We start from the raw sequence: 13,063 nt of genomic DNA on the forward strand, positions 1-13,063 counted from the left end.
TGTCTGATGAAAGTCACTGTGATTTATAACCCGGCTGCCGGCGGCGGAAGGGAAGCGCTGCTTTACCGATTTGTGGCTGAACTGGAGCGCCTGGGCGCGACGGTGTGCCAGTACCATACCAAAGGCCCCCACGATGCTACTGATTATCTCAAGGGGCTGGCAGACCAGGGCGATTGCGTGGTGGCCGTGGGCGGCGATGGTACCACCAATGAAGTGCTCAATGGGCTAGCCGCCGGCGTCGCGCTGGGCGTTTTCGCTACCGGTACAGCCAATGTGCTGGCCAAGGAGCTGGAACTGCCGAAAAAGCCGGAACAGGCCGCTCAGGTGGTGGTGCAGGGTAAAAGTGTATCGGTGACGCCGGCGCGTTTGAACGGCCGACGGTTTCTCATGATGTGCGGGGTCGGCTACGATGCCTGGGTGGTAAACGGAGTGAACCTAGGCATTAAAGAACGCTTCGGCAAGCTGGCCTATGTGCAATCCATGCTTGGCCAGATTGGCCGTTACGGCCAGAGTCACTACCGGGTGGAAGTAGATGGTCGGCCGCTGGATTGTTTCTCGGCCATCATTACCAACGGCCGCCACTATGGCGGCAGTTTCGTGTTGAGCCGCGAAGCCAATATTCTGCGCCCGCAGGTCCAAGTGCTGTTATTTCAGAAGCAGGGAGTACGGTTCTTGTTACGCTGCCTGATCGCCTTGTTATTCGGGCGTATGGAGCGGGTGGATGGCGTGGCCAGCCTGCGTGCCCAGCGGGTGCATATCCGTTGCGAAAACCAGAATGAGCCAATCCAGGCAGACGGTGACCCGGCGGGCAGCTTGCCTGCAGAGATTGAAGTGGAAAGCGCGCCGGTGCGAATGCGGGTGCCAGCCCTATTTGATTCATAAGGCTTTGCTATACGTCTTGAAGGGAAAGTGTGAAGCGTGGGGTGTTGGCGATTACTACGGTCCGCTCGACGCTTATTACGTTTTCGACAAGATTGCTGACGACGCGTTGATCTCCCAGCCGCTGAAGAACGACTGAACCTTCTGGTGCAACAAGTGCGGCACCATAGCCTCCATGCGTACCTGCCCGCACGAAGCGGCAGACTGTGTGCTGATGTCCGGTACAAGCTGGGTAAGCCGCTCAATGATGGTGATGTGGCGGTATTACGTCGGCTTACAGGGCTTTGAGAAAGTAAAATTGGAACGGACCGATTATTCAGCCATGAGCCAGGGCTCTCAGCCAGGTAGTATTTGGTGGAATCTAACAAAAAGCCCGCTGATGCGGGCTTTTTGTGTCTGCTGGTTGGCGTTGTTATGGCAACGTTGCCGGAATCAGCCAGGTGTCTTGTTGCTGGTGGTGTCGGTATCTTGCGTGTCGCCGTCGGCATAATCCCGAGGCGGCTGCACCACTATGTCTGGTAACGGGTTGTCTGCTACATCTACGGGAGCAAAAGGGCCCGTGGGTTTCTGTTGCAGGCCAAAGTCTTCTGATAGCGTCCCTTTGGCGCTGGGCGCGTAGTCCAGTGGCGGTGTCATGGGCTCGCTGTTGTCGTTGCCCGGAGCGGAATCCAGAGACTTGGCGACGGCTCGCTTACGGCCTACTTCGGAGCACAGTACTTGCACCCCTTTCGATAAATGCTCGTGCACGGAGCGATAGGCCTGGGTCATATCGTTGACCAGATCAGCGGTCTGAAGAAAATGGTCATCCACTTTGTCCCGATAATGATTCAGTGCCTGACGAGCCTCGTCGCGATCGCGAATCAATTGGCCGGCTTGCCGCCGTGCCGGTAACAACCAGAAAAGCAGTCCTGCACCTGTTACCACGCCGGCAGCAAAGCACAGCACCCCAGTTGTCAGCATATCCATGGCATACTCCTGTAAGGTATCGCCAAGACGCTGGCGATAACGCTTTGGCTATTGCAGCACAGAGCTGCGCAATCGCCAAGGGTGAAAGGCGTAAAAGGATGGAACAGGAGTAGAAAATGATGGCACAACGGCAAACTTTACCCGGACCAGCAGGGGAGTTAGAGGTGGTGGTGGAGTACGGTAGTGAGGCGCCGCCGTTCGTCGCCATTGTCTGCCATCCGCATCCGCTGTTCGGGGGCACCATGGATAACAAGGTGGTGACGACCCTGGCCCGCTTGGCCCGTGATGAAGGCGCTGTGGTGGTGCGTTTCAACTTTCGTGGTGTGGGTGAAAGCCAGGGAGCTTACAGTGATGGCATTGGGGAAACCGAAGATCTGCTGGCCATCCATAGCTGGCTGACACACAAGTATCCGCAATTGCCACTCTGGCTCTCGGGCTTTTCGTTTGGCAGTTTCGTTGCGGCGCGTGGGGCGGAAATTCTCAAGGCTAACGGGGTGCCCGCTCGGGAGCTGTTGTTGGTGGCGCCTCCGGTACACCATTACCCATTTGATGAAATTGAAGACACCGGCTGCCCGGTGACGGTGGTGCAGGGAGATGATGATGAAGTCGTCCCGGCTGAGCAGGTGTATCGCTGGGCAGAGCAAACCCCATTAGCTCCCGATTTGTTGCGCTTCCCCGATTGCGGCCACTTTTTTCACGGCAAGTTGGTGGACTTAAAACAAGTGGCGGCCAGCCACCTGCCTCGCTAAGCGCTGTCGCTCTATGAGTGAATTTCACTCTCTGCCGGTTGTCAGTTGGTGGCCTCAGCGCTACATTGACCGCCCCTTGTGGGGCCTATTTCAGGCCCGGAACCGGTTTCAACTACTACATAGTGGCAGGTTTGCGAACCATGACCCCTCTTGAGCAATATAAGGCCGACCTAGAGCGAGCTGACTTCTTTCAGGATCCGGCCCAAGAGCGGGCGGTCGCCGCGCTGGATGAGCTTTATCATCGATTACTTGCAGAGCCTGCCTCGGGAGGGCTATTTGGGCGTTTCCGTAAAGCACGGCCCCAGATGGGCTTGTATATGTGGGGGGGAGTAGGTCGTGGAAAAACCTATCTGATGGATGTTTTTTTCCAGACGCTGCCGTTCGAGGAAAAGCGTCGCATGCATTTTCATCGCTTCATGCAGAAGGTGCATCGTGAAATGCGTGAACGGCAGGGGGAAAAAAACCCACTGATCAGTATCGCTCGCAAGTTTGCCAGCCAGGCTAGGGTGCTGTGTTTTGACGAATTCTTCGTTACAGATATCACCGATGCGATGATCCTGGCCGGCCTGATGCAGGAACTGTTTGCCAACGGTGTAACCCTGGTTGCCACCTCTAACATTGAGCCAGATGGTTTATACAAGGATGGGCTGCAACGGGCTCGCTTTCTTCCCGCCATTGATTTGCTTAAAGAGCACACTCAAGTGTTGAACGTGGATGGGGGGAACGACTACCGCTTGCGGCTACTGGAACAGGCGGAGCTTTATCACTGCCCTTTGGGGAAAGGGGCCGATGCGTTTCTTCAGGAGCGTTTCGAGACATTGGAACAGGATCACTCCCGGCATCGTGATCGTGGCAATGTGCTTATTGAAGGCCGTAAGATCGCCACTGTTATCTGCGCTGATGATGTGGTCTGGTTTGAGTTCAAGGAGTTGTGCGATGGTCCGCGCAGCCAGACGGATTACATCGAAATCGCTCGTGAATTCCACACGGTATTGCTCGCCAATGTGGAGCAAATGGGGGCCAGTAAGGACGATATGGCCCGGCGATTCATCAATCTGGTGGATGAATTCTACGACCGTGCGGTGAAGCTTGTGATCACCGCAGAAGTGCCCATTGAGGATATCTATGCCGGAGGGCGTTTGGATTTCGAATTTGAGCGTACCTGTTCTCGCCTTCAGGAGATGCAATCCTCCGAATATTTAGGGCGCGAACACCGCGCCTGATCAGCTTGTGGTTGCAAGGTCATTGTCCGGTTTTCATCACTGGCCGTGGGGGTGAGCGTTTTGGTCATTGCTCAACGGCAAGCTCTATCAACATTATGGAGCATTCTCTACCCCTGCCAGCCCGGCGTGGGCCCCCCCGATAACCTGACTACCGGAGAGCATGATGATTCCCCGTACGCTATTTAGTTCTGACCACGAAACTTTTCGCGATACCGTCCGCAAATTTCTTGAAAACGAAGCCGTGCCATTCAATGAAGAATGGGAGCAGCAAGGCGTGGTCCCCAAAGACGTATGGTTAAAGGCTGGCGAGCAGGGTTTCCTATGTCCGATGGTGAGTGAGGAGTATGGCGGTATTGGCGCTGACTTCCTTTACAGCGTGGTGATCAATGAAGAAATTTCCAAGCTGGGCCTCACTGGCATCGGTTGGGGGCTGCACACGGAAATCGTGGCGCCTTACATTGAGCATAATGGCTCAGAAGTATTGAAGCAGAAGTATCTGCCGAAAATGGTTACCGGTGAAATGATTGGTGCCATCGCCATGACAGAGCCCGGTGCCGGTTCTGATTTGCAAGGTGTGAAAACCACGGCAATAAAAGACGGTGACCATTATGTGCTAAACGGCTCTAAAACCTTCATCACTAATGGCCAGAATGCAGATATCGTCATTGTGGTGGCAAAGACCGACCCGACTAAAGGGGCCAAGGGCATTAGCTTGTTTGTGGTAGAAACCGACTCTGAAGGGTTCGAGAAAGGTAAGAATCTGAAGAAAGTCGGCATGAAAGCCCAAGATACCTCCGAGCTGTTCTTCCAGGATGTGCGCGTACCGGCAGAGAACCTGTTGGGTGAAGAGGGCATGGGCTTTATTTATCTGATGAAAGAGCTGCCCCAGGAACGCCTTGGTATCTCCGTTGGTGGCCTGGCCATGGCCGAGTCTGCATTGGCGCATACCATTGAATATGTGAAAGAAAGAAAGGCCTTTGGTAAGCCTATCGCTGGCTTCCAGAACACCCAGTTCAAAATTGCCGAAATGCATACCAAGCTTGAAGTGGCGCGAGCCTATGTGGATCGTTGCTTGGAGCTGCACCTGAAAAAAGAGCTGGATATTCCTACGGCTGCGGCGGGTAAGTACTACATTACCGATCTGCAGTGTGAAGTGATTGATGAATGCCTACAGTTGCACGGTGGTTACGGTTACATGTGGGAATACCCGATTGCCCGCATGTTTGCAGATTCACGGGTGCAGCGGATTTACGGCGGCACCAACGAAATTATGAAAGGTATTATCGCCAAGGCGGTGCTGGCCGATTAATTCCGGGTCAGGTCAAAATGAAAGGGCTGCTTCGGCAGCCCTTTTTTTTGTCTTTTTGCGGTTGCCTAATGCATGGATATCTCCATCGGGGGCTGCCACAAAGGATTTTCTTTGGCCGTGATAGCGGGCCGCCTCATTGTCAATGGCGGATATTTTACAAAAAAATGGGCTAATAGGAAAGTATTAGGTGATCGAGGTGTTGCTGTTATTCGCCTAAGTTGTGTATAAGTGTAAGTGAACTCAGATTGAGGGATGGTCTTGCGTGTAAGCTAATAATTCTAGGAAGAAGGAGAACAACAATGAAAAAAACAGGTGCGCTACTAATCGGTTCAGCCTTTGCGGCTTTATCGACGCAAGCGATAGCTACAGGTTTTGCTGTCAGTGAGCAATCTGTTTCTGCGCAAGGTACCGCTTTTGCTGGCGCGGCAGTACTGAGCGAAAATGCGTCAAATCAATGGTATAACCCGGCCACATTGGCAGGCTTGAAGAAAACAGAAATTACAGCGGCTGTTCAGCAAGTCATCATCGATACGAGCTTTAAAGCCGAGGGCGGTTCGGGCCCCGGTGATTTTGAAGATTTTAGCCCAGTGGTAGGAAGCGCGTTTTTGGCTATTCCCCTCAGTGATAAAATGACGTTTGGCTTGGGGATAAATGCTCCCTTTGGCTCGAAAATTGACTATGAAGATAACTGGGGCTCTGTGGCTACCGATCCTTTGGCGCCACTGTCTCCGACGACGGGTGACCGCTATGCCACCATGTCTGATCTAAAGGCTTATAACATTAACCCAGCGTTGGGTGTTCAGGTAACGGATCGTCTTCGTCTGGGGGTCGGGGTTAGTTACCAGCGTCTTGAGGCCGATCTTGAAAGCTCGTTTACCCGACTTGAAGGGGACGATGATGCCTATGGTTGGAACGTCGGCTTGGTGTTTGATGCTGATGATAACAACCACTTTGGTTTGGCGTATCGCTCAGCCGTGGAGTATGACCTTGATGGCGACATTACCTTCTCCCCCTTGCCCTTGGTGGCTAGTGGGCAGCCATTGCCGGTAGCTACAGCCTTAGCGGGTAAATACAGTGGGAGCACCTCTGTGGATTTGCCTGCGTCAGCTCAATTTTCATATGCCGGGGACCTTTCTGAGCGAACACAAATTTTATTCGGCGTTGAGTGGATGGAGTGGAGTAGCCTTGATGAGCTTGTAGTCGATCACTCGGGTGCGCCGATTCCAAGCCCGGCGGTGCAGGAATTTGGTTGGGGTGATACAACCCGTTTCTCTGCCGGTGTGCGGCATGTGCTTGCCAAAGGAACGGTATTGCGAGGTGGTGTCTATAAAGAGAACTCCACTCAGAGCAGTGAGAATCGCTCTCCCGCCTCGCCAGACTCAGACAAAATCGGTGTGTCTATTGGGGCAGGCTTTAACCCAACAGATAATATGACCATTGATGTGGTTTATAGCCATATCTTCATTGACGATGCAGAGACAAACCTGACTGAACGAGGCTTGCTGAAAGGAGACTTTGAGTTGGATGCCGATATTATCGGTGCTCAGCTGAGCTATCGTTTCTAAAACCAGCGGGATGGCAGAAGTAGAAAAGCGAGCCTTAGGGTTCGCTTTTTTTTTGCCGCGATGTAATTACTGCACTGTTCACGCAACATGCAACGCATCGGTCGTTGTGATCAGGTTGCTCTAAAAGCCGCGGATGACCCGGCTGCCGTCATTGGTGCACCGGGAGGCTCCGTGGCGGGGTGTTACTGTGGACTGGGCGCCCTTCAGGAGTAGGTGCAGGAGTCACGTTTTTTGTTTGCTGCTCTTTTGTTCTGTCAGTGCGGCTGCCATGGCTCGGTAGCCGCTGGCGTTTGGGTGGTAGCCGTCTTTAGCGAGCAGGGCAGGGTCTTGCAGAGCAGGATAATCGAGGTAGCGCGCGAGGCTGACATTGCGGGCCACGCGACGGTGCTGTTGATCCAGTTGTCGGGCGCGCCAGCCGAGTAGCTGCCTGAGCAGGATGGGAAGGGCGGTAAATTTATGCATGGGGGGCACGGCGAGTAAGGTTATTCGGATGTGGGGATGTTGCTTGCTCAGTGCCTCAATCAGCTGCAGTAACCCTATGCGATAGCGGCGCCGGGAAGTGAAGCCTGTGGTGTCATTAACTCCCATGCTGATGAATATCTGATCCACTGGAGGTAGGGCCGTGTCAGCAAGGCGGGCGAGTAGTTCCTCCACACGGATGCCGTTAACGCCAAAGGTGTGCCAGGCTACCGCCTGCCCGGATTGTTGGTGCAGCTGTAGGGCCAGTTGGCTGGCCAGTCCCTGATGGTGGTGAAGGACGCCCACGCCTGCCGCTGTGGACTCGCCGACTACCAGTAAGCGATGGGCTGGGGCGCCATGGCCCCACTGGCCCAAGGGCTCGCCGTCGGCTTCGGGTAGCCGTACCACGGTGCGGCGGGTGTACAGTGCCAACGGGATGGCCACGGGGCTGAGAATCCCAAAAGTGAACCAGAAAGGCAGGTGCATAGCTTCGCCCACGAACATTTTTTCGACAGCGGCAGGCCTTTTAAGCTGCTGATGGCTACGGTGATGAAAAGGCCGTCAACAATGGCGTCGATTGCGGCACAGGCTATCACATCCTTACCTCTGAGTTGCGGCGCCCGATAGGAGGGTGTTGATTAGGGCCGCGTCGAGTGAATGCTGATTCACGGCTAATAACTGTTGGTACAAGGCAGCAAAGCCGATGATGGCGCTGTCGCTTTGGCCATGGGCTTGCGAGTGGGGGACACCATGATGGTATGCGGCTCTGGGTATGTTGCTTCCAGGTTACGTTAACAGCATTAACATCGGCATGTATGTAAAGCTACCGCCAATCGTCTTTTATTGGTTAGGAGAAGGTTGGGGCTGGTAGGTCGAAAATCGGCTAAAGCGATTTTCGACCTACGATTCCATTATCGAGGTCAGCATCAATGCGGCATGGTGCATTTAGTGACTCTGGTTAGGGTGCTGGGTACGGGAAACGGGTGTGAATCGCGTTTAGCGCTTTTTCCAAATCTTTGTCCCAGGGTACGTCGATGCTTTTCAGGTTCTCTTCCAGTTGCGCGAGGGTGGTGGCACCAATGATGTTGCTGGTCACGAAGGGGCGTGTGGTGACAAATTGCAAGGCGAGTTGGGCTGGGCTGATGCCTCGTTCACTGGCTAGTTCGCAATAGGCTTCAGTGGCAGCGATAGCTTGGGGATTGCTGTAGCGCGCAAATTGTTTGAACAGCGTGAGGCGGGCGCCTTCCGGCCACTGGTCATTGCGGTATTTGCCGCTGAGCATACCGAACGCGAGCGGCGAGTAAGCCAGCAATCCGACTTGTTCCCGATGGGCGATTTCTGCCAAGCCCACCTCAAAGCTACGGTTGAGCAGTGAATAGGGGTTTTGAATGCTGACCGGAGGCGCCAGGCCGATTTTTTCTGCTTCATGAATGAAGGTCATGGTGCCCCAAGGGGTTTCATTGGAAAGGCCCCAGTGGCGAATTTTCCCCGTATCCACCAGCGCTTTCAGGCCAGCAACGGTTTCGCTGATGGCGATGCCTTCTTCGCCCTCTCGATGTTTATAGCCCAACTGGCCGAAGAAGTTGGTGGTGCGTTCAGGCCAGTGCAGCTGATAGATGTCGATCACATCGGTTTGTAGCCGATTGAGGCTGCCTTCCGCGGCGTCCTGCAAGCTTTTCGCGCTGAACCGCGGACCGCCGCGGATATGTTTAACGTACTCACCGGGGCCGGCGGCCTTAGTGGCCAGTACAACTTTATCTCGCTGACCGGTGCGCGCAAACCATTCGCCAATGATGGTCTCGGTGCGAAAAGAGGTATCCGGGCTGGCGGGCACAGCATACATTTCGGCAGTATCAAAAAAATTAATGCCATGATCTAGAGCCATGTCCATCTGGGCATGACCTTCTTGTGCGGTGTTCTGGCTTCCCCAGGTCATGGTGCCTAGACAGAGGGCGCTTACCTTAAGATCCGTGCGCCCGAGACGACGATGTTGCATTGTTTGTTCCTTTAAAAAGGGTGGGGCAAAGGTGTAGAGTTACGCTCAATCACAACATGGCAGGGGCGGGTTCACAATGATCCTTTTGCAGGGCGGAGAATGGCCTTAGCTAAGGGGGACTTAGTGTCATGACAACAAATGCCAGTGAACCGCTTGTGTTCTTTGGGGGGCTTGGGTAGAATTCGCGCTCTCTTGCCCGGCGTAACTGTCGCCGGTGGGTGTTTGCTACCCGTAACATATTGAATTTAGGGCAGAATTCCATGAAGACCTACAGCGCAAAACCGGAAAGCGTAAAGCGCGACTGGTATGTGGTAGACGCCTCCGGCAAAACGTTGGGTCGGTTGGCTACTGAAGTCGCCAGCCGTCTGCGCGGTAAGCACAAGCCGGAGTTTACTCCACATGTCGACACCGGTGATTACATTGTTGTGATCAACGCCGATAAAGTGGCCGTTACCGGTAAGAAAGCGTCAGACAAAATGTATTATCGTCACACCGGTTACCCGGGTGGCTTGAAAGAAGCCAACTTTGCGACTCTGCAGGCAGAAAAACCTGAGATGATCATCGAAAAGGCGATCAAGGGCATGCTGCCGCGTAACCCGCTGGGCCGCGCCATGTTCCGCAAACTGAAAGTTTACGCTGGCACTGAGCATCCGCATGCCGCTCAGCAGCCGCAGCAGCTGGAAATTTAAGGGGTTTGTCGATGGCAACTGTAGAAACCAACTACGGAACCGGTCGCCGCAAGACCTCTTCCGCTCGCGTTTTTCTGCGTCCGGGCAGTGGCAAGATCAGTGTTAATGGTCGCCCGCTGGATGTATATTTTGGTCGTAAAACCAACCAGATGGTTGTTCGTCAGCCTCTGGAACTGGTAGAAGCGACTGATAAGTTTGATGTGCTCGTTACCGTAAGTGGTGGCGGCAATAACGGTCAAGCTGGCGCCATCCGCCACGGTATCACCCGTGCGCTGATGGAGTATGACGGTGAGCTGCGTGGTCAGCTGCGTCGTGCAGGCTATGTGACACGTGATGCGCGTGAAGTGGAACGTAAGAAAGTGGGTCTGCGTAAGGCGCGTCGTCGTCCGCAGTTCTCCAAGCGTTAAGCTTCAAGCACTGCAGATTCACAAAAAAGCCCAGCATTGCTGGGCTTTTTTGTGTTCGAATCAGCTGTTTAGCGCTTCTGGCGGAGTAATAACCTGTTGTCAGGTGTGGGCTTTTTCTTTACCATTTGCGCCGCCTTACTCCGCCCGTAACGCGAGGATAAACCTCGAGTCTCGGACTAACCCCGAGCGTGGGATCTAAGGGGAGAACATCTCAATGAGCAACGACGGTGTTAATAGCAGCCGCCGCACTTTCCTGATCGGTTTAACTTCGGCAATTGGTGCCGCAGGAGCCGTTGGCGTGGCTGTACCTTTCGTGAAGTCCTGGCAACCCAGTGCCAAAGCCAAGAATGCCGGTGCGCCGGTAAAAGTGGATATTGGTCGGCTGGAAGCAGGACAGCGCGTAGTAGAAGAATGGCGGGGCCAGCCCATCTGGGTGGTGCGTCGCACGGAAAATATGCTGGATACTCTGCCTCAGCTGGATGAAAAGCTGCGTGACCCTGCGTCAGAAATGGATCAGCAGCCTGATTACGCCAGGAACGAATGGCGTTCAATTAAAAAAGAATACTTGGTGCTTGTGGGTACCTGTACTCACCTGGGGTGTTCTCCTTTGTTTGAGGAACAGCCTACGGTCGAGCTGGAATTCGGGGGCTTCTTCTGCCCGTGCCATGGCTCCAAGTTTGATTTCGCTGGCCGGGTTTACAAGGGTGTTCCTGCGCCGACCAACCTGGTGGTGCCGCCACATTCGTACCTGAGCGAAGCTGTCGTTATCGTCGGCTCTGAGGAAGGGGAGACTAAGGCATGATGGGAATGGTGAATCGCGTTGTCGATTGGGTAGATGCCCGTCTGCCCGTGGTGGACTCTTATAAGCGGCACATGTCCGAATACTATGCGCCGAAGAACTTTAACTTTTGGTACTACTTCGGTGTTCTCTCTCTGGTCGTGCTCATTAATCAGTTGCTGACCGGCATTTGGTTGACCATGTTCTTCTCTCCAAACGAAGGCTTTGCCTCTGTTGAGTACATCATGCGTGATGTGGAGTGGGGCTGGTTGATCCGTTACATGCATGCGGTCGGCGCGTCTGCGTTCTTCGCAGTAATCTATATCCATATGTTCCGTGGCCTGATGTACGGCTCGTACAAGCCGCCACGGGAGCTGGTATGGATCTTTGGTATGCTGATCTACTTGGCTCTGATGGCTGAGGGTTTCCTCGGTTACGTGCTGCCATGGGGCAATATGTCTTACTGGGGCGCACAGGTGATCATTTCCCTGGCGGGAGCCATCCCGTTTGATCTGTTGCCGTTCATTAGTGCGACGGAAGCCAAGGAAATTGGTGAAGGCCTAACTACCTGGGTGCGTGGTGACTATTTGTTGTCCACCGCTACAGTGAACAAGTTCTTTGCTTTGCATGTTGTCGCAATTCCGATTGTGTTGCTGGCGTTGGTTGTGTTGCACATCCTGGCGCTCCATGAAGTGGGTTCCAACAATCCGGATGGCGTGGAAATCAAGCAGAACAAAGATGAGAATGGCGTGCCGGTTGATGGTATTCCGTTCCACCCTTACTACACCGTGAAGGATCTGCCTGGCGTGATCGTCTTCCTAATGATCTTTGCCGTGGTGATTTTCTTCTTCCCGGATGGTGGTGGTTATCTGCTGGAGAAGCCGAACTTTGAGCCGGCTAACCCGCTGAAAACCCCTGATCATATTGCGCCGGTTTGGTATTACGGTCCTTATTACGCCATGCTGCGAGCCACAACCATCGATTTCATCATGTCTTCCAAGGCGTGGGGTTTGGTGGCAATGGGTGGCGCTATTGTGATCCTGTTCGTCATCCCCTGGTTGGATCGTCACCCGGTTAAGTCCATTCGTTATCGCGGAGGGTTGAGCAAGTTGTTCATGGCATTGTTCGTGCTCGACTTCTTGATGTTGGGGTATTTTGGTACCCAGCCGGCCACTCCGGGTAAGACCATGATGGCGCAGTTCGGCACGATCTATTATTTCAGCTACTTTTTACTAATCATGCCGTTTGTGCATAAATTCGAGAAATCCAAGCCGGTTCCGGAACGGGTAACGGGGGGACACTGATGAAGAAACTAGCGGTTATTCTTTTCAGCTGCCTGCCGTTGGTCGCGTTCGCGGCTGGCGGTGGCCACAACGAGTACGTGGTTAAAGCGCCGGTAAACCTGCAAGATAAGGTTGGCCTGCAAAATGGTGCTAAGTTGTTCGTTAACTACTGCATGGGTTGTCATACTCTGCAGTACCAGCGTTACAGCCGCATGGCGGAAGATCTGGAAATGCCAGAAGAGTTGGTGATGGAGAATCTGAACTTTGTCAGCGACAAGTTCGGCGACCAGATGCATAACGCCATGGACCAGGACGATGCGAAGAAGTGGTTTGGTAATGCTCCGCCGGATCTCACCATGGTGACCCGGTACCGATCTTCGGATTGGGTGTATTCATACCTGATCAACTTCTACGAAGATGAGTCTCGTCCATTTGGTTACAATAACCATGTCTTCCCGAGTGTGGGCATGCCCCACGTGATGGCGGGCTTGGAGGACGAGCTGGGCGAAGATGAGTTCAAGCAGGCGATGGGTGACATCACTAACTTCCTGACCTACACCGCGGAGCCGGTTCGTCCGCAGCGTGAACGTCTTGGGGTTTATGTGCTGCTGTTCTTGGGCATCCTGTTGATCCCGGCTTACCTGCTTAAAAAGGAATACTGGAAAGACGTACACTGATACCTCAGTGTTGGCTTCCAGCGTTGAACAGGGTATCCGTGTAAGCGGTTACCCTGTTTCTGTTATAGATCACTAGTGCGGAG

13 protein-coding genes are annotated in these 13,063 nt (G+C 53.8%); 10 read left to right on the forward strand and 3 right to left on the reverse strand.

What is annotated here, in order from left to right:
• Window positions 1–6 precede the first annotated feature (6 nt).
• Entirely contained in the window at window positions 7–882 is an 876-nt protein-coding gene (locus tag Y017_RS10110; protein ID WP_035460607.1) for a diacylglycerol kinase family protein, read from the forward strand.
• Between the two features lie 429 nt (window positions 883–1,311).
• Here Y017_RS10110 and Y017_RS10115 read toward each other — a convergent pair whose 3' ends face one another.
• Complete coding sequence (locus Y017_RS10115) at window positions 1,312–1,845, reverse strand: YhcB family protein (RefSeq protein ID WP_011587854.1); 534 nt, start codon at window positions 1,843–1,845, stop codon at window positions 1,312–1,314.
• 116 nt (window positions 1,846–1,961) lie between these two features.
• On the opposite strand from Y017_RS10115, the gene Y017_RS10120 reads away from it, so the two are divergent.
• The 4 genes from Y017_RS10120 to Y017_RS10135 all read left to right on the forward strand — a co-directional run bounded on the left by Y017_RS10120 (window position 1,962) and on the right by Y017_RS10135 (window position 6,691).
• Window positions 1,962–2,594, forward strand: coding sequence for an alpha/beta hydrolase (locus Y017_RS10120; RefSeq protein WP_011587855.1), 633 nt, complete (start codon window positions 1,962–1,964; stop codon window positions 2,592–2,594).
• A gap of 140 nt (window positions 2,595–2,734) precedes the next feature.
• Window positions 2,735–3,817 (forward strand): cell division protein ZapE, encoded by a 1,083-nt coding sequence (gene zapE / locus Y017_RS10125; RefSeq protein WP_011587856.1) that lies wholly within the window; start codon window positions 2,735–2,737, stop codon window positions 3,815–3,817.
• A 163-nt stretch (window positions 3,818–3,980) separates the two neighbouring features.
• Window positions 3,981–5,126: an acyl-CoA dehydrogenase family protein gene (locus Y017_RS10130; RefSeq protein WP_035460610.1), complete on the forward strand. Its 1,146-nt coding sequence runs from the start codon at window positions 3,981–3,983 to the stop codon at window positions 5,124–5,126.
• Between the two features lie 245 nt (window positions 5,127–5,371).
• Complete coding sequence (locus tag Y017_RS10135; protein ID WP_231483475.1) at window positions 5,372–6,691, forward strand: OmpP1/FadL family transporter; 1,320 nt, start codon at window positions 5,372–5,374, stop codon at window positions 6,689–6,691.
• Window positions 6,692–6,913: 222 nt separating this feature from the next.
• On the opposite strand, the gene Y017_RS10140 is transcribed toward Y017_RS10135, so the two are convergent.
• Entirely contained in the window at window positions 6,914–7,636 is a 723-nt protein-coding gene (locus Y017_RS10140) for an SGNH/GDSL hydrolase family protein (protein WP_035460755.1), read from the reverse strand.
• Window positions 7,637–8,108: 472 nt separating this feature from the next.
• Window positions 8,109–9,146, reverse strand: a complete 1,038-nt coding sequence (locus Y017_RS10145; RefSeq protein ID WP_035460612.1) for an aldo/keto reductase — start codon at window positions 9,144–9,146, stop codon at window positions 8,109–8,111.
• Window positions 9,147–9,406: 260 nt separating this feature from the next.
• On the opposite strand from Y017_RS10145, the gene rplM reads away from it, so the two are divergent.
• The 5 genes from rplM (at window position 9,407) to Y017_RS10170 (ending at window position 12,980) form a co-directional block, all read left to right on the forward strand.
• The gene (gene rplM / locus Y017_RS10150) at window positions 9,407–9,835 is read left to right on the forward strand and encodes a 50S ribosomal protein L13 (RefSeq protein WP_035460614.1); all 429 of its coding nucleotides are present in this window, start codon (window positions 9,407–9,409) and stop codon (window positions 9,833–9,835) included.
• Window positions 9,836–9,846: 11 nt separating this feature from the next.
• On the forward strand, window positions 9,847–10,242 hold the full coding sequence (gene rpsI / locus Y017_RS10155) for a 30S ribosomal protein S9 (RefSeq protein ID WP_011587863.1): 396 nt from the start codon (window positions 9,847–9,849) through the stop codon (window positions 10,240–10,242).
• Between the two features lie 214 nt (window positions 10,243–10,456).
• Entirely contained in the window at window positions 10,457–11,044 is a 588-nt protein-coding gene (petA, locus tag Y017_RS10160; RefSeq protein ID WP_035460616.1) for a ubiquinol-cytochrome c reductase iron-sulfur subunit, read from the forward strand.
• A 5-nt stretch (window positions 11,045–11,049) separates the two neighbouring features.
• Window positions 11,050–12,324, forward strand: a complete 1,275-nt coding sequence (locus Y017_RS10165; protein ID WP_231483481.1) for a cytochrome bc complex cytochrome b subunit — start codon at window positions 11,050–11,052, stop codon at window positions 12,322–12,324.
• Entirely contained in the window at window positions 12,324–12,980 is a 657-nt protein-coding gene (locus Y017_RS10170) for a cytochrome c1 (RefSeq protein ID WP_011587866.1), read from the forward strand. Before Y017_RS10165 ends, Y017_RS10170 begins: the two co-directional genes overlap by 1 nt.
• Window positions 12,981–13,063: the final 83 nt, after the last annotated feature.

The organism is Alcanivorax sp. 97CO-5, assembly GCF_000524665.1.
Lineage (GTDB): Bacteria > Pseudomonadota > Gammaproteobacteria > Pseudomonadales > Alcanivoracaceae > Alcanivorax > Alcanivorax borkumensis.

Coding starts and splice junctions, on each gene's coding strand:
- Y017_RS10115 (WP_011587854.1), bottom strand. CDS start 1,845: ATGGATATGCTGACAACTGGGGTGCTGTGCTTTGCTGCCGGCGTGGTA.
- Y017_RS10170 (WP_011587866.1), top strand. CDS start 12,324: ATGAAGAAACTAGCGGTTATTCTTTTCAGCTGCCTGCCGTTGGTCGCG.
- rpsI (WP_011587863.1), top strand. CDS start 9,847: ATGGCAACTGTAGAAACCAACTACGGAACCGGTCGCCGCAAGACCTCT.
- Y017_RS10165 (WP_231483481.1), top strand. CDS start 11,050: ATGGTGAATCGCGTTGTCGATTGGGTAGATGCCCGTCTGCCCGTGGTG.
- Y017_RS10110 (WP_035460607.1), top strand. CDS start 7: ATGAAAGTCACTGTGATTTATAACCCGGCTGCCGGCGGCGGAAGGGAA.
- rplM (WP_035460614.1), top strand. CDS start 9,407: ATGAAGACCTACAGCGCAAAACCGGAAAGCGTAAAGCGCGACTGGTAT.
- zapE (WP_011587856.1), top strand. CDS start 2,735: ATGACCCCTCTTGAGCAATATAAGGCCGACCTAGAGCGAGCTGACTTC.
- Y017_RS10130 (WP_035460610.1), top strand. CDS start 3,981: ATGATTCCCCGTACGCTATTTAGTTCTGACCACGAAACTTTTCGCGAT.
- Y017_RS10120 (WP_011587855.1), top strand. CDS start 1,962: ATGATGGCACAACGGCAAACTTTACCCGGACCAGCAGGGGAGTTAGAG.
- Y017_RS10145 (WP_035460612.1), bottom strand. CDS start 9,146: ATGCAACATCGTCGTCTCGGGCGCACGGATCTTAAGGTAAGCGCCCTC.
- Y017_RS10140 (WP_035460755.1), bottom strand. CDS start 7,636: ATGCACCTGCCTTTCTGGTTCACTTTTGGGATTCTCAGCCCCGTGGCC.
- petA (WP_035460616.1), top strand. CDS start 10,457: ATGAGCAACGACGGTGTTAATAGCAGCCGCCGCACTTTCCTGATCGGT.